Annotated in this window: 13 protein-coding genes; 6 read left to right on the top strand and 7 right to left on the bottom strand. The window is 71.1% G+C overall.

The genetic code is table 11. The annotated features are described in order from the left end of the window. Positions 1 to 173: 173 nt before the first annotated feature. Both ACWC21_RS24920 and ACWC21_RS24925 read right to left on the bottom strand, forming a co-directional pair. Positions 174 to 1,856, bottom strand: coding sequence for a diguanylate cyclase domain-containing protein (locus ACWC21_RS24920; protein ID WP_450885028.1), 1,683 nt, complete (start codon positions 1,854 to 1,856; stop codon positions 174 to 176). Between the two features lie 361 nt (positions 1,857 to 2,217). Next, positions 2,218 to 3,519, bottom strand: coding sequence for an RICIN domain-containing protein (locus tag ACWC21_RS24925; RefSeq protein ID WP_450885097.1), 1,302 nt, complete (start codon positions 3,517 to 3,519; stop codon positions 2,218 to 2,220). Positions 3,520 to 4,019: 500 nt separating this feature from the next. Between ACWC21_RS24925 and ACWC21_RS24930 the strand changes: the two genes are divergently transcribed. Then, positions 4,020 to 5,951 carry an N-acetylmuramoyl-L-alanine amidase gene (locus tag ACWC21_RS24930; RefSeq protein ID WP_450885029.1) on the top strand — a complete coding sequence of 644 codons (1,932 nt, stop codon included), beginning with the start codon at positions 4,020 to 4,022 and terminating at the stop codon, positions 5,949 to 5,951. 52 nt (positions 5,952 to 6,003) lie between these two features. On the opposite strand, the gene ACWC21_RS24935 is transcribed toward ACWC21_RS24930, so the two are convergent. Both ACWC21_RS24935 and rox read right to left on the bottom strand, forming a co-directional pair. Continuing rightward, positions 6,004 to 6,813: an SGNH/GDSL hydrolase family protein gene (locus ACWC21_RS24935; protein WP_450885030.1), complete on the bottom strand. Its 810-nt coding sequence runs from the start codon at positions 6,811 to 6,813 to the stop codon at positions 6,004 to 6,006. A 183-nt stretch (positions 6,814 to 6,996) separates the two neighbouring features. After that, the gene (rox, locus tag ACWC21_RS24940) at positions 6,997 to 8,493 is read right to left on the bottom strand and encodes a rifampin monooxygenase (protein ID WP_450885031.1); all 1,497 of its coding nucleotides are present in this window, start codon (positions 8,491 to 8,493) and stop codon (positions 6,997 to 6,999) included. Between the two features lie 259 nt (positions 8,494 to 8,752). On the opposite strand from rox, the gene ACWC21_RS24945 reads away from it, so the two are divergent. Both ACWC21_RS24945 and ACWC21_RS24950 read left to right on the top strand, forming a co-directional pair. Continuing rightward, entirely contained in the window at positions 8,753 to 8,935 is a 183-nt protein-coding gene (locus tag ACWC21_RS24945; RefSeq protein ID WP_450885032.1) for a hypothetical protein, read from the top strand. 180 nt (positions 8,936 to 9,115) lie between these two features. Further along, positions 9,116 to 10,123, top strand: a complete 1,008-nt coding sequence (locus ACWC21_RS24950; RefSeq protein WP_450885033.1) for an NADP-dependent oxidoreductase — start codon at positions 9,116 to 9,118, stop codon at positions 10,121 to 10,123. 35 nt (positions 10,124 to 10,158) lie between these two features. Here ACWC21_RS24950 and ACWC21_RS24955 read toward each other — a convergent pair whose 3' ends face one another. After that, positions 10,159 to 10,749, bottom strand: coding sequence for a TetR/AcrR family transcriptional regulator (locus tag ACWC21_RS24955; protein ID WP_450885034.1), 591 nt, complete (start codon positions 10,747 to 10,749; stop codon positions 10,159 to 10,161). A 117-nt stretch (positions 10,750 to 10,866) separates the two neighbouring features. Between ACWC21_RS24955 and ACWC21_RS24960 the strand changes: the two genes are divergently transcribed. After that, positions 10,867 to 11,514, top strand: coding sequence for a peroxiredoxin-like family protein (locus ACWC21_RS24960; protein WP_450885035.1), 648 nt, complete (start codon positions 10,867 to 10,869; stop codon positions 11,512 to 11,514). 553 nt (positions 11,515 to 12,067) lie between these two features. Here ACWC21_RS24960 and ACWC21_RS24965 read toward each other — a convergent pair. Further along, entirely contained in the window at positions 12,068 to 12,571 is a 504-nt protein-coding gene (locus ACWC21_RS24965) for a peptidoglycan-binding domain-containing protein (RefSeq protein WP_450885036.1), read from the bottom strand. 240 nt (positions 12,572 to 12,811) lie between these two features. Further along, complete coding sequence (locus ACWC21_RS24970) at positions 12,812 to 16,480, bottom strand: nSTAND1 domain-containing NTPase (protein WP_450885037.1); 3,669 nt, start codon at positions 16,478 to 16,480, stop codon at positions 12,812 to 12,814. Between the two features lie 476 nt (positions 16,481 to 16,956). Between ACWC21_RS24970 and ACWC21_RS24975 the strand changes: the two genes are divergently transcribed. Together ACWC21_RS24975 and ACWC21_RS24980 are read left to right on the top strand one after the other, a co-directional pair. Next, positions 16,957 to 18,219 carry a GH25 family lysozyme gene (locus ACWC21_RS24975; protein ID WP_450885038.1) on the top strand — a complete coding sequence of 421 codons (1,263 nt, stop codon included), beginning with the start codon at positions 16,957 to 16,959 and terminating at the stop codon, positions 18,217 to 18,219. Between the two features lie 49 nt (positions 18,220 to 18,268). Continuing rightward, positions 18,269 to 21,625 carry a hypothetical protein gene (locus ACWC21_RS24980; RefSeq protein WP_450885039.1) on the top strand — a complete coding sequence of 1,119 codons (3,357 nt, stop codon included), beginning with the start codon at positions 18,269 to 18,271 and terminating at the stop codon, positions 21,623 to 21,625. The last annotated feature ends 22 nt before the right edge of the window (positions 21,626 to 21,647 follow it).

A 21,647-nucleotide genomic window follows, 5' to 3' on the forward strand; every position in this document is an offset into this window, starting at 1 on the left:
GTGCGACACCTCCATCCTCCGGCGGAGCGGTTCAGGACGGGAGGGGCCGTTCGGCTCGGATCCGGCGCCGGGCCACGGCGGAGTGTTCCGCTTCCCGGCCGTGCCGCGTCGGGCCGCCGTCATCCTGACCGGTGCGCGGCGCGGCCACTCCCGCTGATGTCGCGAACGGGACCTCAGTGACGAGTCGGCGTGCGGCTCCGTCCGGGGAGTTGCCGCAGGCCGTGCACGTGGACCCGGCCCTTCCCCGCGGTTTTGGCCTCGTACATAGCCAGGTCGGCCCGGTGCAGCAGTTCCTGCGGGGTGCTGTCCGCGGCGGCCGCCGCCATGCCGATGGACGCCGAGACCACGGCTGTCGTGCTGCCGAGCCGGTACGGCTCCGCCAGCGCGGCCAGCATCCGCCGGGCGACCTCCAGCGCGCCGGAGGAGCCCGGTCGGCCGTGCGAGACCAACAGGGCCGCGAACTCGTCGCCGCCGAGACGGGCGACGACGTCACCGGCCGGTACCGAGGCCTCCAGCCGCCGGGCGGCCTGTACCAGGAGGGCGTCGCCGGCCGCATGCCCGGCGGAGTCGTTGACGGCCTTGAATCCGTCCAGGTCCACGAAGAGCACCACGGGCGCCGCCGCCCCGGCGGTTCGGTTCCGCAGTGCCCCGGCGACGCGGTCGGTGAACAGTGCCCGGTTGGGCAGCCCGGTCAACGGGTCGCGGAAGGCGAGACGCTCCAGCCTGGCCCGTTCCGCGACCCGGTCGCCCGCGTCACGGCTGATGACGATCAGTCCCTGGGGGTGGTGCCCGATCACCGCTTCCACATGGCGCCACCGTCCGGCGGCGTCCCGCACACGGGAGACCACACGGTGGCCGGTGCAGCGGCCGTCCGTCGCGGCGTCCCGCCGCAGGACACGGACGGCGCGCAGCAGTTGCTCCACGTCATCGGGGTGGCACAGCCGGAGCATCTGCACACCCACCAGGTCCTCGGGCCGGTAACCCAACGCCGGGTGGACAGCCGGACTGACGTAGCGGACCCGCCCGTCCGGCGAGGCTGTCGTGATCACGTCGCAGCTGTGGTCGATCAGGGACCGGTAGTGGTCCGCGCGCGCCGTCGACTCATGGGTGAGACGCAGATGATCGGCGTGAGCGACCCCCTGCCGCACGCACAGCGCAACGAGCACCGAGCCCATCAGAACCCACATCGGCACATCACTGCGAGCCCCGACGGCGGCGTGGGCGGCGAAGGCCGTCAAGCAGACGGCCAGGGGAACGAAGGGGGTCACCACGCCGATGACGGGAGACATCTTCCGGTCGAACCCCACCGCGCTGACGCTCCCGGGCAACCACGGTGAGACCGCCACGAGCAGCAACCCGGTCACCCAGCACACCGCCGCGGGACCGCCGGTGTCCGAGCGGGGGAGCGTGACGCGCAGGATGTCACCGGCGGTCACACCGGCCAGCCCGAGTAGGGCCACCGTGAGCGCGGCGCGGTCCGTGCGACGCAGGCAGTACCGGAGCGCGATCAGCAGTCCCAGCACCAGGACGTCCGCCACCGCCCGGGCGACGCCGAGGAACGACATCGACACATCACCGCCCTGGTCGGCCCGGTACAGCAGGACCGCTCGCCCGAGGGTGAGCAGGGAACCCGCGATCAGCCAGCCGTCGCAGAGCCTTCGCAGCCGGATCAGTACCGGGTCGCTCTCCGCCGCGGCCATCACCACCGCGGCCGCCGTGCCCGCGGCGATCACGACGACCGCCAGGGCACACACCAGCGCGTGGAGAAGGACCGCGGAATGCGCCCGGGAGGAGTCGAGGCGGGCCAGGACGAGGTGGTGCAGCCCGCCGGCGCCCATCGACACGGCCGATGCCATCAGGCGAAGACGGGCTCTCCCCACAACCGTCCGGGCGCGCAGGAAGATCGATACGGACGCCACCCCATAGGCCACCGGCACTCCGATGTCCGCCGACACGGCAGTGACCGCGGCCGCGCCCCCCGCCACTGCAGTGACCAGAACACCGTTCGCGCGCAGGATCATGCGAACCCCCAGGAAGACCGAGCGCAGAACCGGACGCAGAGGGTCCGGGGAAGGCTCAAGCAGGGTCAGGAGGATAAGAGGACCGGCTGCCGGGCCGCCCGGGTGGTTGGCATATGCCACTCGAACTAGCGAAAGTCATGGCCGACGCTTGCCAACAGCGGGCACGCGTGCATGCAGGCGGAAGTACGGTCGTCGATCACTGCCCGGAGGCGAGGACGTAGGTGTTGAGGGTGCCGACCGTTGCGAGCGGCGTGGGGGAGCCCAGGTCGTAGCGGTCCACGGCGAGGTAGTTGGGCTTCTTGCGGGCGGCGGGCGTGCAGAAGTTCTGGGCGCGGTTGAGGAGCTTGCCGTTGTCCGTCGCGGCGGTGGAGCCGATCGGGTAGTCCCGGAAGTGGTTCATGACGAACAGCGGGTGGAAGGCGGCCGAGTCCGCGGTCAGCGGCCGGCCGGTGCCCCAGCGGCTGTAGCACGACCAGTCGGAACCACCGAGCCCGCCGCCCATGGACCAGTAGTTCTCGACGGTCCACTCACGCTGGTACATCACACCGAAGGTGTCGCGGGTCGCCCAGCCGTTCGCGGTGTCGCTCGCCCGGGTCCGGTCGCTGAAGACCAGCAGCTGCTTGCCGCGGGCCGCGAGGTCCGCCATGGTCGGCCATCCCTTCGTCGCCACCCCCTCCTGGTCCGGCCGGTAGAGCACGTCGTACAGCCCGTTCACGGAGGCGAGAGAGGACTTCAGCACGTCGGAGGAGGCGTAGTCCTCCAGGAACACGGTGACGAACCGGCTCGGATCGGCCTTGAGGAAGTCGACGATGCGCTGCAGGTCGGTGGCGAGGGGGACCGGGTTGCTCACTCCGTCGCAGCTGTTGTGACAGAGCACGGCCTTCCCGGAGACGGTGTAGTCGTCCAGCATGAAGCCGCGCACTCCGTCGCCGAGTTGCCGGCCGATGCCGTAGTTCTGGTTGGGGAAGAGGCTGACCGGGAACGAGGCGAAGTTCCCGTCGGCGCCGTTGGCGAAGGCGTTGTGCGCGGTGAGGAACGTGACCTGGTCCAGGGTGCGCCCGTCGGCGGACGGCATCCCGGTGGTCGCGTACGTCACCGGGGTGAGGTACCAGCGGGCGAGGTCGCCGCCGGGGCCGAGTTGTACGGCACCGGAGTCGGAGGAGGATCCGGTGAGGTACTGGGAGGTGCCGGGCACGCTCACGGTGTAGGTGCCGTCCGTGTCCGCGCTGATCGTCCAGGTGGTGCCCTCCGCCCCGCAGGCGGCGGTCACCGCGGAGGCGCCGCTGTGGCCGAGGCAGGTGCCGGACTCGTCGGTGTTCTGCAGCCGGTATCCGCCGTCGGCCGCGACCGGGGTCCACTGCTGGTGGTCCTCGTTGCCCTTCGGGTTGTGCGCGGCGACCGTGCCACCGCTGTCGGCGGCGTTCAGTCCGGTGGTGTAGTTCTGCAGATAGACCGAGTGGGCGGGAACGGCCGCCGCGGCCCGGCCCGGGGACAGCATCGGCAGGGTCAGGGCGAGCGCGGCGGTGCCGCACAGGAGCCGCAAGGGGGGCAGGGGGCGCAGACGCACGGGGGTTTCCTTTCACTCCGGCACTCCGAGGTGAGTGGCAGAGACATGACATACATGAACTCTCGTGCGCAGTGCCAGAGTTATGCTCGCCTGCCTGACCGACGAACGAACACGCCGCTTCGCCGCCGGCCATCCGGCCCTCCCCACGCATGGTCGTGAAGCCGCCGGCCGACCATGACCGCCAAGTGGTGGCGGCAGCGGCCGCCAACCCGGCACTGCCACGCGACGTGATGTCCCGTCTGCTGCACGGCGACCCGTCTCACGGCTGCCGAGTCATGACGCGGCAGTAGAGCCGGAAGCCCGGGCACCGCGGTTGCCGACGCCCGTCGGAAGTCGCCCGGCCGTCAGTGGCGAGGCGTGTGCTAGCTTCGTCAACCACACGGTGCCGATGGGCCGTTGGGCACCCCCGTCATCCATTCACAGGATCCTTGATGTCGAGACGCAGCATCACTGCGCGGGGCCGTGGCACCGCGTTCGTCGCCGCCGGCCTGCTGGCCGCGGCCGGCGTGGTTTCACCCACCGTGGCGGTCGCCGCTCCCGGCGGCGCATCCCCGGTCACCTCCGGAGCGTCCCAGCGGCAGCACCAGTTCGCCGCCGCGGCCGCCGAGTACCGCGTGCCGCCGGAGGTGCTGCTGGCCGTCGCGTACCAGCAGTCGGCCTGGGAGGCGCACCAAGGCAGGTACAGCAGCGACGGCGGCTACGGACCCATGCACTTGACGGACCTCACACCGGCGATGCTGGCCGGTGGCGACGCCGGCGCCGTCGGCCGTGCGGATCTGGCGAAGACGGCGGCGGACCCGGCCCTGCACAGCCTCAGGAAGGCCGCCCGCCTCACCGGTCTGCCGGCCCACGAGCTGCGTACCGACCCGGCGGCCAACATACGTGGCGGCGCCGCGCTCCTGGCGTCGTATCAGAAGGAGGCGACCGGCGCACTGTCCCCCGACCCGGCCGCCTGGTACACGGCGGTGGCCCGGTTCAGTGGCAGCACCGAGCGCCGGGCGGCCGACGCGTACGCTGACCGGGTCTACGCGACCATGCGCAAGGGGGTCTCGCGCACCACGGACGACGGCCAGCGGGTCACCCTGCGCGCCGTGCCGGGCCTCCGCCCGGCCGCCTCACCGTCGGCCGGGCGAAAGTCGGTCACCGCTCAGGACGGCACGACCGAGTGTCCCGTCACCGTCTCGTGCACCTTCGTCCCGGCGTCCCCCTCGAACGGTCAGGTCTCCGACCGCCCCGCCAACGGAATCCGGATCGACTCCATAGTCATCCACGACACCGAGTCTTCGTACGAGTCCGCGATCAGCTTCTTCCAGACCCCCGGCCGCAGTGCCGCGCACTATGTGATGCGGTCCTCCGACGGCGCGGTGACGCAGATGGTGCCGACCAAGGACCTCGCGTTCCACGCGGGCAACTACTCGACCAACATGCACTCGATCGGCATCGAGCACGAGGGTTACGCCGCCCACGGCGGCACCTGGTACACCGAAGCCCAGTACGAGGCCACGGCGGAGCTGGTGAAGTACCTGGCCGCGCGGTTCGGCATCCCACTGGACCGGCAGCACATCCTCGGACACGACAACGTGGCCGGGCCCAACACGGCGCTGGTCTCCGGGATGCACTGGGACCCGGGGCCGGAGTGGGACTGGGAGCACTTCATGCGACTGCTCGGTGCCCCGGTCGCCGGGCGCCACGGCGTGGGCCAGGTCGGCTCGGTTGTCGCGATCACTCCCGGCTTCGACCGCAACCAGCAGACCATGCAGGTCTGCCCTTCCGACGACCCGACCGGTGCCACCACGGAGTGCACCGAGCGGTCCGGTCCGGCGAACTTCGTGTACCTGCGCACGGCACCCCAGGAGGACGCCCCGCTCTTCGGTGACCAGGCGCTGCACCCGAACGGCTCGGGCACCGACCGGATCAACGACTGGGGCAGCACCGCGCAGGCCGGTCAGCAGTTCGTCGTGGCCGGGCAGGAGGGCGACTGGACGGCGATCTGGTTCAGCGGGTCCAAGGTGTGGTTCCACAACCCGCACGGCTGCAACACCACCCGCGTACACGGTGTGAGGGTCGTCCAGGGCTCCGGCGAGGCGCCCGTGTCCGTCTACGGCTCCAGCTACCCGGACGCCAACGAGTACCCGGCGGGCCTCGGGGCCTCGACCCAGGCGCCGCTGGGCCAGTACACCGTCCCGGCCGGTCAGGCCTACGTGGCCACCCAGCCCCCGGCCGCCACCGACGACTACTTCCCGTCCAGTGGCCGGGTCGTCCTCGGCGGCAAGAAGATGTACACCATCCAGTACAACCACCGGGTGGCCCTCGTCTACGCGGGTGACGTCACGGAGACCACGGCGCCGGAGCCAGGGAACTGAAGCCGGGCATACCGCCATCGGCCGTCCCTGCTCACCGGCGCGGCGCAGACGCTCAGCTCGCGCCGGTCAGCGGGGGAAGGTAGCCGAGGGACTGCCCCGCCGCCGTGGGATGGTAGGAACCGGTGAGGTCCAGCAGGTCGACGCTGTGCAGCCAGGGGCTGGACGAGCAGATCTCGTGGCCGGTGAAGGCGGCCCGGACGTCGGCGAACGTGAACCCGTGGGCGGTGGCGAGCCGGGCGATCACACCGTCGAGGCGGTCCACCGCCTTGTTGAGCGCGGACCTCTCGTTGTTCTCGAGGCCGCTCGAACAGGTGCCGTGGAGCCGGTAGAGGTGAGGGTAGCCGAGCACCACGACGTGGGCGGCGGGCGCCTTGTTCCGGACGGCCGAGTAGAGACGGTCCAGGTTGCCCGGGAGAGTGCTGTCCATGAAGGAACCGGCGGCGGCCACTGCGGACAGACAGGCCGCCTGGCCGGGCAGCACACAGGTCGTCATGACGCGGGCGAATCCCGCGTCGCTGCCGCCGACCGTGATGGTGACCAGTCCGGTGCGCGGGCCGAGCCGGCCCATTTGGTTCGCCATGACGTCGCTGGTCCTGGCGTGGTTGCACGCGGCGAAGTCGAACGACGCCGGCGCGTGTGTGGCGGCCCACAGGACGGGATACGCCAGGCTGCTGCGCCTGCAGCCCGCGTCGGAGGGAAGGTAGTCGCCGGCTCCGACACCGGCGGCGTAGGAATCCCCGAGGGCCACGTAGCCGAGGGCTGCCGAGCCCGACGCCGCCTCCCCGGCCACGGGACCGGCGAGGACGCAGGTGGTGGCGAGGAGCAGGGAGGACGCGCCGGACGCTATTCGGGACTGTCTCATGACTCTCCTGTACCGCGGCCCGGTCGCGCCCACCCGCCGTGTCCGTCCCGCCTGCTCGACCGTGTTGACAGACGTCAGCGGCGGTGCCGCTGCCCAGGCGCCCCCACGGTCGGCGGGGGCGCCGGCCGGTGTGCGGGGCGCTGCCGCGGGCCGCGGCCCCGGCCGGATTCACCCGGTGAGCCGTCACCCGCCCGGCGTAGCCCCCGGCGGCTCGGCGAGCGGCGCGGGTCCGTTTCGCACCGGACCGGGCGCCCGGTCGTCGGCGGCGCCGAACCACCGGGACAGCCGGCCGAAGAGGTCCCGCTGGTCGTCACCGGCCCATGCCACGTGGCCGTCCGGTCGGAGCAGTACCGCGGGCACGTCCAGCTCCTCGCTGACGTCGACGACGTGGTCGACCCGGTCCGTCCATCCCGCCACGGAGAGCCGGCCGGTCTGATCGAGCAGCAGTCCGCGGCCGTCGCGCATCAGCTCGTAGAGGCGCCCCCGCTCGAGTCGCACGTCCCGCAGCCGGCGGCCGAGCAGTTCGTGGCCCCCGCCGAAGTCGTAGCGGACGTCGATGGCGGTGATCTTCTCGATCAGATACCGGTTCACCTCCTCGAAGTCCATCAGTTCCGCCACCAGTCGGCGCACCGCCTGCGGGCCCGGCTCGGTGGACATCAGGTGCATCTGTGCGCGGGTGTAGTCCAGCACCGCGGCGGCCACCGGGTGCCGTTCGGTGTGGTAGCTGTCCAGCAGCCCCTCAGGTGCCCAGCCGGCGACCGCGGCGGCCAGTTTCCAACCCAGGTTGAACGCGTCCTGGATTCCGAGGTTGAGTCCCTGCCCTCCGGCGGGCGGGTGGATGTGCGCCGCGTCGCCGGCGAGCAGCACCCGGCCGACGCGGTAGCGCTCGGCCTGCCGGGTCGCGTCGCCGAAACGGGACAGCCAGCGCGGCGAATGAACGCCGAAGTCGGTGCCCGCGACGGCCCGCAACTGCTGCTTGAAGTCCTCGAGTACGGGCGGGGCCGTACGGTCCTCGGCCACTCCCTCGGCGGGCACGACGACGCGGTACACGCCGTCCCCGAGCGGCATGAATCCGAACCGCTTCTGGGTCTTGCGGACTTCGGCCGTCACGGCGGTCAGCGTCTGGGGCGACACGTCGACCTGCATCTCCCCCAGCAGTGTCTCCACGCGGCTGGGCTCGCCCGGGAAGCCGACGCCGAGCAGCTTGCGCACCGTGCTGCGGCCACCGTCGCAGGCGACGAGGTAGCGCGAGCGCAGTCGGGTTCCGTCGGCCAGTTCGGCGGTCACCCCCTGGGCGTCCTGGATCAGCCCGACCAGTTCGCGGCCACGCCGGACCTCGGCGCCGAGCCCGGTGGCGTGCTCGGCCAGCAGGCGTTCGGTGGCGGTCTGCGGGATACCGAGGACGTACGCATGCGCGGTGTCCAGCCGGTCGGGCCAGGGCCTGTCGATGCCGGCGACGAAACCGCCGACCCTGTGCTGCTTGCCGAGAGCGAGGAACCGCTCCAGCAGACCGCGCTGGTCCATCACCTCGATGCTGCGCACATGCAGTCCGAGCGCGCGGACCTCCTTCGCCGGTTCCGCCTCCTTCTCCAGCACGAGCACCCGCACACCGTGCAGACGCAACTCGCCGGCCAGCATCAAGCCGGTCGGTCCACCACCGGCAACGATCACATCAATCATCAAACCCCCTGGCTAGGCCGGAGATTGTGCAGCACGACCCGGGGCTTGCCGCAAGGTCCCCAGTGCGCTATATGTTAAGAGTGGCAAGGAGTGGGCGAGCTCCTTGCCTTTGTTCTTGCCACCCGAGCCGGCCGGTCGGTTTTGGAAAGCCACGCCCGCCAGCGGTCCCTGGCATCGGGTCAGTCCCGTGAGGGGGACGCCGAACGGGAGGAAACCGCGAAGAGCAGCACGGTGTTCACGGGCCGAGGAACGCGCCGCGATGAAGGACCGCGCCCAAGAGGTGAAGACGGCTCGCAAGGCCCGCTACTCGACCCTCGGTTTCAGTGACCAGGCGAACCTGGACGACGGCGCGACGTGGCCGGTCTCGTACGCGCTGACCGGGGACCTGACGAGCGGCGACGGGGCACGGATCGCGGAGCTGGTGAAGCGGGCCGCGGGCTGACACCTCGTCGTCGGCCGCAGCAAGGCGGGGGACAGGCCACCGTGGGCGGGCCGTGCGGGCGGTGTCCGCCCCTTCCGTCGTGTTCTGCGCAGCGCAAGCCGAGTGTGGCGCAGATCATGCATACCTTCGTACCTACTGGTCGGTATGGTCACTGGGAGCCGCGAACAACTGGAGGCACTGATGTCTGCGACCAACCGCCAGGTCCGTCTGGCAGCCCGTCCCGTGGGCGAAGTGGGGCCCGACGACTGGGAGCACTGTTCCGCACCCGTCGAGGAGCCCGGCCCCGGCCGGTTCCTGGGCCGGACGCGCGTCATCTCCCTCGACCCGGCCATGCGGGGGTGGCTGGACGACCGCCCCTCCTACCTGCCTCCGGTGGGCATCGGCGAGGTGATGCGCGCCGGGTCGGTCGTCGAGGTCGTCGCCTCCGACCACCCCGGCTTCAAGCCCGGTGACCATGTGGTGGGCGCGTTCGGCGTCCAGGAGTACGTGGTCTCCGACGGACGGGGCGCCATGAAGGTCGACATCTCGCTCGCCCCGCCGTCGACGTATCTGGGCGCCCTGGGGATGCCGGGCATGACCGCGTACTTCGGGCTGCTGGACGTCGGGGCGCTCAAGGACGGCGAGACCGTCGTGGTGTCGGGGGCGGCCGGTGCGGTCGGAACCATCGCCGGTCAGATCGCGAAGGCCAAGGGGTGCCGGGTCGTGGGCATCGCCGGAGGACCGGAGAAGTGCGCGTTGCTCACCGGTGAACTGGGCTTCGACGCGGCGATCGACTACCGGGGCGACGACGTCAAGAAGGCGTTGCGTGAGCACGCCCCGGACGGCATCGACGTCTACTTCGACAACGTCGGAGGGGACATCCTGGACATCGCCCTGACCCGGCTCGCGATGCACGCCCGCGTCGTGGTGTGCGGTGCGATCAGTCAGTACAACAACACCACCCCGGTCAAGGGCCCCTCGAACTACCTGTCGCTGCTGGTGCGTCGCGCGCGCATGGAGGGTTTCGTCGTCTTCGACTACGCCGAGCGCTACGCGGAGGCCGCGCGGGAGATCTCCGCCTGGATCGGGGCCGGCCGTATCAAGGTCAAGGAACACGTGGTGCGGGGGACCGTGGACGATTTCCCCGAGACGTTGCAGATGCTCTTCCGCGGCGAGAACGTCGGCAAGCTCGTGCTCGAACTGGTGTGACCGCCGGCGGCCGTACGCCCCGACCGTACGGCCCCTCACCGGCTGCCGAGGGAGGCCAGCGCTGCGGACACCGTCCCGCGCAGGGCGCGGGCGTCGGCGCCCGCACGAGAGCGCGCGTTGACCCCGTAGGCGAGCAGGGTCAGCAGCTCGGCGGCGGTGGCCAGGTCGGTTCCCGGGTCCAGCTGTCCCTGTTCCCGGGCGGCGCGCAGGGCGGCGAGAACGGCGTCCCGCAACTGGTGATGGTGCTGCTCGAGGACGCGGCGGACCGCCGCGTCACCGCTCTCGGCGCCGGCGTGCGCATTGACGACCATGCAGCCCCACCGTGCGTACGGTCCCGAGCAGCGCACCTCGATCAGCCCGTCGAAGAACTCCGCGACGGCCGGCAGGCCCCGGTCGTCCCCGGCGAGGCGGCGGAAGGCGGGCCGGGAGTGGGTCTCGACGTAGCGCCGGAGTGCCGCGAGGTAGAGGTCCTGCTTGCCGCCGAAGGTCGCGTAGAGGCTGGAACGGTTGAGCCCGGTCGCCGTCACGACGTCCTGGACACCGGTCGAGGCGACGCCCCGCTGCCAGAACAGCCGCACGACCGTGTCCAGGGCGGCGTCCGGGTCGAAGTGCTTGATGTCCGGCATGGCTCCCTCATCATCCTGAAACAGGGGTTCCAAGATAACGCCGCGGCCCGCTAGGCTGAACACATCTCGGAACGTTCATTCCGAGATGACTTGTCGTCAGCTGGAGGAAAGGCAGGCATGACTCTCGACGCCGAACTGCGCGCCTTCTTGGAATCCCGCCATGCGCAGATCCCGGCCGCGCGACGGGAGGTCATGGACCGCGCGGCGCGGGAACTCGCCGCGTCCGGACAGGCCGACCGCGCCCTTTCCACGGGCGACCGGGCACCCCGCTTCAGCCTCCCCGCCGCCACCGGGCGGGTGGTCGCGCTGGACGAACTGCTGGCCGCGGGGCCGGTCGTGCTCACCTTCTACCGCGGTGCCTGGTGCCCGTACTGCAACATCGCCCTGCGTGCCCTTCAGCAGCACCACGACGCCATCACCGCCCGCGGAGCCCGGCTCGTGGCCGTCTCCCCGCAGACCCCCGACGAGTCCCTGACCCTCGCGGAGAAGCAGGCGCTGGCCTTCGACGTGCTCAGCGACCTCGGCTCGGACACCGCCAGGCAGTACGGCCTCGCGTTCGACCTGCCCGACGACCTGGCCGCCGTCTACGACGAGTTCGGCTTCGACCTCCAGCGCGTCAACGGCGGCCATGCCCGCACCCTGCCGCTGCCCGCCTGCTACGTCATCGACCGCGACGGCATCGTCCGCTGGGCCTTCGTCGACTCCGACTACACCAGGCGCGCCGAGCCCGCCGACATCCTCACCGCCCTCGGCTCCCTCGGGTGACCGGACGTCATGCTCCGTAGCGCAGCACGAGGAGCGCTATGTCGTCGGTGCGCTGCCCGGCGGTGCTGACGTGCTTCAGTAGATCGCCGACGGAGCCGCCACCACATCGCCGGCGGTGCGGACCGCATCGTCGGCCCGAACACCTGTATACATCTGCGTACCTGACCGGTCGTCGAGCGGTACCGGTTGACGACCCCTGCCGCCTCTCCCTTCCCTCTCCCTCATACGCCCGGCTCTTCACCCTGCAAGCCCTGGCTGCGTCGACGGCGACCGGGTCCTGGTGAGCCGTCCGGGCCGACTGGTGCCGGGGCGCGTGGTGGTCCTGGAACGCAGTCGCCCGGACGGCGGTCGACGCCTTCCTCCGCTCCCGCCGGGTGCGTCCCCCCAAGCCGCCTGCGGCCGGCACTGGACCATCAAACGCATCGTCGCGGTCCCGGTCGACCCTGGTGTCGACGCGGCCGACCGCGTCCAGGAGCAGGCGGGCGCGTCGACAACCAGGCATCGCACGGGGCAGCCGATGCCTGCGGGCATCAGTGAGCTGATGCCCGCAGGATCAGCTGCAGGTCAGGTAGTCATAGCCGGCGATGCGTCCGTTGCCGCCGCCGTCGTAGAAGTGATAGCGGCCCTGGTCGTCGCGGCTGACGCTGATCGAGTGAGCGGAGCCGACGTAGGTGTCGACGGCTCCGTCGCCGTCGGTGTCCCGCAGCCATTCGCCGGCCTTGCCGAAGGTCTCCTTGCCGACCGCTCCGTCAGGACTGGCGTCCCAGTCGCTCTGCCAATCCTCGGTCGCGGCCTTGGTCTTCGTACCGAAGACGCCGTCGATGTCGGAGGCGGAGGTGAGATTGCCGTCCGCCCAGAGGATCTTCTGCCACAGGCAGGTGGCATTCGAAGAGGTGTTCGTGCCCGTCGACAGGATGCCTTCGTCGTCCCAGTCGTTCCCGAAGGCTCCGCCGCCGTAGACGTAGGCGAGACCGCTGTAGGTGCCGATTGCGGAGGCCGGTGAGGCGCTCAGCGCGAGCGTGACGGCGGTCAACGCGCCGACTGCGCATGCGGCCACTCTGACACGCTTGATGCGTAAAGCCACTGGTTTTCTCCTCTGTCGTGAGTCCGGCGGATGCGGCCCGCGGCCGTATGACGGGTCGCCGGCCAGGTCCAAGGCTTCTGCAGGAGTCCGTTGTTGCGCACCCCGGTGCCGCCGTGTGCAACAAACCTCCGGGGCCGGTGCCCCCTTGGAGCGAACGGCTGCGACGCTCGAGCGGCGGGAAGCCGGACCGGCGCTGACGTGCGGGACGCCTCCTCAGTCGCGGCATGCCGGGGCATACGGCCGTTCCGGTATGTAGTCCGGCCATTGCTCCGGGGTGAGCAGACCGTTGGTGCTCGCGCAGATCCGCCGGATTGCCCGGTCGAGTCCGAGGGAGGTGAACTCGATCGCACCGTCCGGCCCCCCTGTGGCGAGCATCTGCCCGTCAGGGCGGTAGGCGGCCGTGTCGATCGTGCCGGTGTGACCGGCGGTGAGTCCCTTGCCCCATGGAACCGGCCGGACCGGGTCGGTGACGTTCCACATGAGGACGCTCCGGTCGCCGGCGGCGGCCACGGTACGGCCGTCCGGGGTGAAGGCCACCCAGGTCACCGCTCCGGTGTGGCCGGTCAGTGCTCGGCCGAGGGCCGTGGCGTGCGCGGGGGCCGAGACGTTCCAGATGCGCACGTCGTGTCCCATGCCAGCGGTGGCGAACAGCCGTCCGTCGGGGCTGAACGCGCCCCACAGGGTGCCGCCGGTGTCACCCGTGCGGAGGTCCGGCAGGACTCGGGGACGTACCGGATCGCGGATGTCCCACCGCCGGACCTTGTCGTCCTCGCTGGTACTGGCCAGGGTGCGGCCGTCCGGGCTGACACCCGCCCAGTGGACGAAACTGATGTGCCCGGTCAGTGGGTCGCCGAGGGCGGTGGGGCGGGTGGGATCGGTGACGTTCCACAGTCGCAGGCTGTACTCCGGACCGCCGGTGATCAGTACGCGCCCGTCGGGCGTGAAGGCCAGTACGTCGCTCTGGTCGGCGCCGCCGGTGCGAACCGTGCCGACATGCCGGGGACGTCTTTGGTCGGAGACGTCCCACAGACGCACGGTGCCGTCACTGTCGGCGCTCGCCATCAAGCGACCTCGCGGGTGGAACACGACCCGGGTGGCGGAGCGCTCGCCCGGCAACTCGCTCAGCTCTCTGCCGCGCGCCGGATCGCGGACGTCCCACAGCCTTACCGTCCCGTTGCCCGCGGCGGCCATGCTGCGGCCGTCGGGGTTGAACGCAACGCTGGTGACGGCACCGATGTGGTCGGCGACAAAGGTACGCGGTAGCTGCCACAGTCGTACGGTGTGGTCGTCGCTCGCACTGGCCAGTGACCGTCCGTCAGGGCTGAACGCGAGCCAGTTGACGAATCCGGCGTGACCGATCAACGGCTGCCCGAGTGCGGCTGGATGCGACGGGTCGGAGACATCCCAGAGCCGGATGGTGTGGTCCGCGCCTCCGGTCGCCAGTGTCCGGCCGTCCGGTGAGAACGCCACCGCGAGCAGGGTGTCGCTGTGGCCGGTCAGCGGCCGGCCCAGGGCCTTGGCGTGGGCGGGGTCGGAGACGTCCCACAGCCACACCTTCCGGTCGTTGCCCACACTGGCCATCAGCCGGCTGTCCCGTCGGAAGGCGACCGCGTAGACGACGTCCGGGTTGTTCAGCGGCTTGCGCCACAGCTTCGGATCCGTCCGGTCGGTGACGTCCCACAGACGAATCGTGTGATCGTGGCTGGGCGCCGCCACCGTGCGGCCGTCCGGGCTGAAAGCGGCCGAGGCGACGGAGTCGCTCGCCCCGGTGAGCGGGTGTCCCAGGGCTTTGGCGTGGGCAGGGTCGGATACGTCCCACAGCCGTACGGTGTGGTCATGGCCGGCGGTGGCCAGCGTGCGGCCGTCGCGACTGAACGAGACGGAGAAGACGTAGTCGCTGTGCCCGGTCAGTGGTCTCCCGAGGGCCTTCGGGTGCAGCGGGTCCCGGACGTCCCACAGCCGTGCCGTACCGTCCCGGCTCGCACTGGCCAGGGTGTGGCCGTCCGGGGAGAACTGCAGCCAGTACACCCAGTTGGTGTGCCCGGTCAGCGGTCTGCCCAGCGCGGCGGGGTGCGCGGGGTGGGCCAGGTCCCAGAGCCGGATGGTGTCGTCACCGGCCCCGGTCGCGAGAGTGCGTCCGTCCGGGGAGAACGCCACCGCGTACACAGCCTGGGTATGCCCGGTCAGCACGGAGGAGAGTGCGACGTTCTGGCTGTCAAGGAGCCCTGCGGCCGCTTCGGGGTCCGACCGCAGCCGGTGTGCCGTCACGTACATCCGGGCTGCCAGGGACGGATCGGTCGCGCTGAGCTGACCCGCCCGGGCCACCACCTGCTCGGCCACCGCCCGGTCGCGGCCGGCGCGGACCAACGTGCGCTGCTGGAAGGCGACGACGGCGGCCGTCGATGCGAGCAACAGCAGTGCGGTCACCGCGGCCAGCAACACGCGGAAGCGCCGGGCCGTGCGGGCCGCCGCCCGCTGCTCCTGCTCCCGAGCGGCGACGCTGGCGTCGAGGAACGCACACTCGACCAGGGCGAGTTCCTCCCGATGTCCGCTGAAGCACTCCTCGGCTGTGGCGAGGCGGGTGCCGCGGTACAGTGCCCCGGGGTCCCGGTCGAGTGCGCTCCAGGCACGGGCGGCTTCCGTGATCTGACGGTGGACGCGCAGGCGGTCGCGAGCGCTGTCGATCCAGGCCTGAAGCCGCGGCCAGGCGGTGATCAACGCTTCGTGGGCCAGGTGCACCGTTTCGCCGTCGAGGGTGATCAGCCGTGCGCGCGCGAGCAGTTCCAGTACGGAGGCCGTGTCGCCGGGCCGGTCGGTGGAGCCGTGCGCCTGTAGCTCGGCGCGGTCGGCGGGACGGCTGGTGTCCTGGGCTCCTTCACCCGGCGTGATCAGCCGTAGCAGGATGCGCCGCGCGACCTCGGCCTGTTCCTGGGGGAGCCGGGTGTACAGCTCTTCGGCGGTGTGGGTCAGGGCACCATGCACACCGCCCGCTGCCTGGTAGGCGGCCAGCGTGAGGGTACGGCCCCTGCGGCGGCGCCAGGTTTCCAGCAGGGCGTGGGACATCAACGGCAGCCCGCCGGGTTCGTCGACGACGTCCTCGACGATCTTCGCGGTCAGAGTGCGCTCGATGATCAGTCCTGCGGCTGCGGCGGGCTTGACGATCGCTTCGCGTAGTTCGGCGGGGCCCATGGGACCGAGGACGAGGGCGGCATCCCGGATCGCCGCGGCGAGGGGCCGGTGCTCGGCGCAGCGGCCGAAGAAGTCCGCCCGTACCGCGAGCACCACCCGCAGCCTGCTCTCCGGTTCCACCGCGGTCACCAACTGGTCGAGAAAGGCCGCACGCTCGGCCGGATCCGCGCAGAGGGTGAACAGCTCCTCGAACTGGTCGACCACGAGGACCATGTCCCCGGGTTCCTGGCCGGCCGTCATCGCGTCGGCGTGCGTGGACAACGGGCGCGGTCCCGGAGTGAGGATCCTGATGGCCGCCAGTCGGCACCCCGCCGAGCCACCGGTGCGGAGGGCGGGGATGACTCCCGCGCGCAGCAGGGAGGACTTCCCGCTGCCGGACGCGCCCACCACCACGACCATGCGGCGGGTGCGCACGCGCTCCACGAGTTGAGCCACGAGCTGGTCGCGCCCGAAGAACAGGTCCCGGTCATCGGGCTCGAAACGGGCCAGTCCCCGGTAGGGGGCGTCCGCATCGTCGGCGTCCTGACCCTCGGTGGCAGCTGCCTGAGCCGTCGCGCGCCAGCGCTGCTCCCACTCCTCGGGGTCTGCGCCGCACGCCCGTACATAGGCCAGCGTCACTGCCAGGGACGGCAGTTGATCGCCCGCGGCGGCCCTCGACAACGTTGCCACCGAGTAGTCCGTGTTCTGCGCCATGACCCGGTAGGTCGGACCTCCCGCGTTCCGGCGCAACATGCGCAGCTCGAACGCGAACCGCTGAACCGGCCCGGCTGCCGGATCCAACGGACTCTCGCGGCGTCCCATCACATCCCCCTTGGTCAGCGCGAACAGTGCATGAGCGGTGCGGCACAACCCTCGCACCGCCTCATGTCGGCCGCATCCCTGAACGGCACGTTCCAGCCGTTCGAACCCCATGGCCGACGGTAGGAACGGTTTGTTTCACGGGGCGGTGGGCGGGTGCGCAACAACGAGCCGATCCAGAACCCTGTTCCGTGACCGGCGGCGACGGGGGTGCCGCCGGAACACGCCTCGCAAGCGGGCGCGGGCATGCGGCCTCCCGGCCGCATGCCCGTCGCGGCTCCGTGGCGGCACGACCGCCGCCCAGACGGGCGGACGACCCGAAAGGACATTCACGGATGGCGCATGGCCTGAGAGCTCCGCAATCGTCCCGAATGGCTTCTCCCCGTGGCGAATACCGCCTGCGCGCGGCGGTGTTCGGCGCGCTGACCGCGGTGGCCGCGACCGCCGCCCTGCTGGCCCCGACCCCGGCGTCGGCCGCGCTCGACACGCCCCGGGCACACAACGGTGTCAACAGCCCCGGCCGAGGCTCGGGCGGCATCGGCCCGGTCCACGGAACGCGGCCGCGTCAGACCGCGGACAACGCCGTGCGAGGGCTCGACGTCAGCGGCTACCAGGAAAATGTGGACTGGTCCTCGGTGGCTGCCGACGGGGCCTCCTTCGCCTACGTCAAGGCGACCGAGGGCACCTCGTATGTAAGTTCCCAATTCAATCAACAGTACGACGGATCAGCGGCAGCCGGCCTGATCCGCGGTGCCTACCATTTCGCCAGGCCGGACAAGTCCTCAGGCAGCGCCCAGGCCGACTACTTCATCGACCACGGCGGGGCCTGGCGGCCCGATGGCAAGACTCTGCCCGGTGTCGTGGACGTCGAGCCCTCCCCGAACGTGCCAACCTGCTACGGGCTCGGGCCGGCCACGATGGTCGACTGGATAGCCTCGTTCGACCACGAGTACCTGAGCCGCACCGGTCGTCACCCGGTGATCAACACCAACATGTCGTGGTGGTCGCAGTGCACCGGCAACTCCTCCGCGTTCGGTGCCACCAACCTGCTCTGGATCGGGAGTTACACCGGCACCGCTCAGCCCCTGCCCAGCGGATGGTCCACCTACGCCGTCTGGCAGACGTCCGACTCCGGAACCTTTCCCGGGGACCAGGACCTGTTCAACGGCACGCAACAGAACCTGCGGGACTTCGCCGCCGACGGTACCTACAAGCCGTCACCACCGCCACCGGCCGGAGCGTGGCCGGTCGTCCAGCAGGGCTATGGCGGCCGCCAGGTGACCACCGTTCAGTACCTGCTCGCCTACCGCGGCGCCGCGCTGTCGGCGGACGGCGCCTTCGGCCCGGCGACCCGCGACGCCGTGATCGACTTCCAGACCCGCAACCGGCTCACCGCCGACGGGATCGTCGGACCCAAGACCTGGCAGGCCCTCGTCGCCACTGTCGAAAAGGGTGACCACAACGCGGCCGTCAAGGCGGTGCAGGCCGAACTGAACGCCCACGGCGCGTCGCTGTCGGTCGACGGCACCTTCGGCACGGCGACCCACGACGCCGTCGTCGCCTTCCAGACCCGCAACCAGCTCACACCTGACGGCATCGTCGGACCCAACACCTGGCTGGCGCTGGTGAATTGATTTTTCGGCGTAGCTGTACCGATTCCTCACCCATTGCGAAAGGACCGCTTTGGATACCACTTTCTGGAGCAGACGACGTGTCCTCGGCGCCCTCGCGGCCTCCGCGGCCGTCACCGCCACGAACCTCGTCGTCTCCCCCTTACCCGCCAGAGCCGGCACCGCACCGAACGACGACGCCGACGGTGACCCCTTCAACCTGCCCGACACCGACCGGGCGAAGATCGTCAAAGCATGGCTGCTGGGCGGCAAGGCAGTCCGTGCAGCCGCAGAAACGGCGCTGACCGGCACCGACACCGATGTCCAGGCCTTTCTGGCCGTCGACCTTCCCAAGGCCACGGCCGAGGACAACCGCGTCGCACTCGTCACCTCCCTCACCAGTGGCGGTAAGGGCACCCGGCGAGAGGCCGGCGCGGCACTCGACAACGGCGACGCCGCCATCGCCGACTACCTCAACGGCGGTTTCGAGGCCGCCATCCTCGAGGATCTGCAGGTGGCCACCACGACCGTGATGGCCGCGGGCGCCAAAGCGGTACGCCGCGACGGCAGCGCCGCCCTGGACGCGGGAACCCAGGACGCCCTGGAGAAGTTCCTCACCGACGGCCAGTACACGGCCCGCTTCGAGGACATGCGTGTCGAGGTGTCCGCCCTCATGGTGCAGGCGGGTCCGGAGGTGCAGAAGTACGCCTCGCGAGCCCTGTCCGGCAGCGACGACGATGTCGAATGGTTCCTCGACACCGGCCAGCACATCGCCCGTGCCCGCGACCAGGAGGCCTCGACGATCGAGGAACTCGTCGCGGTCGTCGAACGCGAGGGCAAGAAGGCCGACGCGAACACGAAGGAGGCCGAGGAGGCCGCCGCCCGCGCCGTCGAGGCCGCCGACAAGGCCAAAGCAGCGGCCGAGAAGGCCGCGGCCGAGGCACAGGCGGCCCAGGACGATGTGGTCAAGTCCGGTAAGGCAGCCCGGAAGGCGGCCGAGGCCGCGAAGGGTGCGGCCGACTCGGCCCGGGTCGCCATCCGCGCCTCGCACGCCGCCGTCCAGGCGTCCCGCCGCGCCGCCTACGCCGCCACCGCCGCGAGCCAGGCGGCGGCCACTGCCGGCTCGGCCGCCGCCAGGGCGTACGGCGCCGCCATCGCCGCCTCCAAGGACGCGACCAAGGCGTCCGCCGCCAAGGACGCCGCAGTCGCCGCGCGCAACGCCGCGGCCAGGGCCCGTAGCGCGGCCGGTGCCGCCGACTACGCCGCCACCGCCTCGGCCCAGGCCGCGAACGCCGGATCCGCCGCCGCCTCGGCGGCCCGGAACGCCGCCGCGGCCGCGAACGCTTCGGCCTCCGCAGCCTCCGCCGCGGGCAAGGCGCAGGACGAGGCCGCGGAGGCCCGGCGGCAGGCACAGATCGCGAACAGCAACGCCCAGCTCGCCACCAACGCCGCAGGCACCGCACAGGCCTTGGCGAACAACGCGGCGGCGGCCGCCCGTACCGCACGCGACGCCGCGAACAGTGCGGCCGACCACGCGGACAAGTCCGCGGACGCCGCCGAGTGGGCGGCCAAGTACGCGGGCCAAGCCGTGGAATACGCCAAGAAGGCCACCGAGTTCGCCAACGAGGCCACCAAGGCGGCGAACACCGCCACCGACGCCGTCGCCCAGGCGGTCGAGGTGGAACAGCAGGCGCGGGACGCCGAGTCGCAGCGTCTGGACGAGGACATGAAGCAGGCGGTGGCAGAGGCTGGCCTGCTGGCCCGGATCGAGGATCAGGAGAGGACAGAACTCGCTGGGAAACGTACGCAGGCCGACCTGGAGGAGCAGGCCACCAAGGATCTTGTCTCCCAGGCCGAGTCGGCGTTGGCCTCGGGAGATCTGGAGCGTGCCGCCATCCTCGGGCGCAAGGCGGCCGTCGCCCTGATGAACTCCCGCGGCACCTGGTCGCGGGAGGCGGCGCGGTTCGCCCTGTCGGGCGCGGACGCCGACGTCCATGCGTGGATCGACAGTGACCGGCAGCTCGCGCAGAAGCAGGACGACCGGGAGACCGCCCTCTACCTGGCCCAGGTCGCCACCCCGGACGTGGCCGACGCCGTGACCACGGCGCTGGCGAGCCAGGACCCGGACGCCGCCACGAAGTTCCTGGGCGACGGCGTCATCGAGGCGGCGGCGACGGACAACCGCGTCGCGGTCTCGCGCGTGCTGGCCAACGCCCCCGGCAGCGCCGTGAAGAAGGCGGCCAACGCCGCACTGGACACCGGTACCGCCGAAGCCCTGCACGAATTCCTCAGCGTGACCTACGAGGCGGCGCAGCGGGAGGACGACGCGGTCGCCGTCGCCGCACTCATCAGCACGGGCGGCCCGTACACCAAGGCGCACGCCCAGGCCGCGATGGAAGGCCCGGCCTGGATGCGTCGCAACTTCGTCGCGTCGGTGCAGTACAAGACCGCACAACTCGACTACGACTTCGCCACCCACACCGCCGCCATGCAGGGCGCGATCGCCGCCGCCGCCAAGATCGCGCACAACGCACAGGAAGACGCAGCCCGTGCCCAGGAAGCCGCGGCGAAGGCCCGCAACGCGGCCGACGAGGCTCAGCAGTGGGCGGCCAAGGCGAAGGAATCGGCTGCGAAGGCCGCCGGCTACGCCAAGCAGGCGGACGCCAACGCGGACGCCGCCGAGCAGTCCGCCAAGGACGCACAGGCCTCGGCCGAGCGGGCGCAGCAGGCAGCCAGCGTCGCTCGCCGGGCCGCGCGGTCGGCCAACTATTCCGCCAACCGGGCCGTGGACGCCGCCCACCGGGCGGTGGCTTCGGCCAACTCGGCACAGGCTTCCGCCGCTTCAGCCCGCGCCTCGGCCGTCCAGGCCGGCAAGGACGCCCGTACGGCTGCGGCAGCCGCGAGCCAGGCGCATCAGATCGCCCTGAACAAGCGGCGGGCCGAGCTCGCGGAGGCGGCCAGGCAGGCGGCCGAGGCAGCACGCAAGGCCAAGGACGCCGGGCAGAACCCGGCCGACTCGCCGGGCAACGACGACCCCGACGTTCCGCAGTGGCAGTCGGAGGCGCGGTGGCTGGCGAACATGTTCAACGAGTTGAGTATCGGTGCCGGTCTCCTCTCCGCCGGCATCGGCGTCGGCAGCCTGCTGGTCGGCTTTTTCGCTCCGCCCGCTGTGCCGTTCCTGGAGGCCATCGCGGGCGGCTTCGGGGCAGTCTCCGTCGGGTTCTCCGTGCTCAACGTCATCTGCACGGGCATCGGCTACGGAGTGACCAGCGGCCGGTTCTGGCATTCCATGGCGAGTGCCGGGCTGTCCGTGCTCACCTTCGGCCAGTCGAAGTGGATCGGTGCCTACGGCGCCGTCAGCGTGGGCACGAAGGTCACGCAAATCGGTTATGACCTCATTTCACCGATCACCAGCATGCTGGGGCTCTGAAACCCGGACGCGACTGCGCGCG

The organism is Streptomyces sp. NPDC001348 (genome assembly GCF_053597535.1).

Coding starts and splice junctions, on each gene's coding strand:
- ACWC21_RS24920 (WP_450885028.1), bottom strand. CDS start 1,856: ATGGCATCGGCCGTGTCGATGGGCGCCGGCGGGCTGCACCACCTCGTC.
- ACWC21_RS24925 (WP_450885097.1), bottom strand. CDS start 3,519: ATGCTGTCCCCGGGCCGGGCCGCGGCGGCCGTTCCCGCCCACTCGGTC.
- ACWC21_RS24930 (WP_450885029.1), top strand. CDS start 4,020: ATGTCGAGACGCAGCATCACTGCGCGGGGCCGTGGCACCGCGTTCGTC.
- ACWC21_RS24935 (WP_450885030.1), bottom strand. CDS start 6,813: ATGAGACAGTCCCGAATAGCGTCCGGCGCGTCCTCCCTGCTCCTCGCC.
- rox (WP_450885031.1), bottom strand. CDS start 8,493: ATGATTGATGTGATCGTTGCCGGTGGTGGACCGACCGGCTTGATGCTG.
- ACWC21_RS24945 (WP_450885032.1), top strand. CDS start 8,753: ATGAAGGACCGCGCCCAAGAGGTGAAGACGGCTCGCAAGGCCCGCTAC.
- ACWC21_RS24950 (WP_450885033.1), top strand. CDS start 9,116: ATGTCTGCGACCAACCGCCAGGTCCGTCTGGCAGCCCGTCCCGTGGGC.
- ACWC21_RS24955 (WP_450885034.1), bottom strand. CDS start 10,749: ATGCCGGACATCAAGCACTTCGACCCGGACGCCGCCCTGGACACGGTC.
- ACWC21_RS24960 (WP_450885035.1), top strand. CDS start 10,867: ATGACTCTCGACGCCGAACTGCGCGCCTTCTTGGAATCCCGCCATGCG.
- ACWC21_RS24970 (WP_450885037.1), bottom strand. CDS start 16,480: ATGGCGCAGAACACGGACTACTCGGTGGCAACGTTGTCGAGGGCCGCC.
- ACWC21_RS24975 (WP_450885038.1), top strand. CDS start 16,957: ATGGCTTCTCCCCGTGGCGAATACCGCCTGCGCGCGGCGGTGTTCGGC.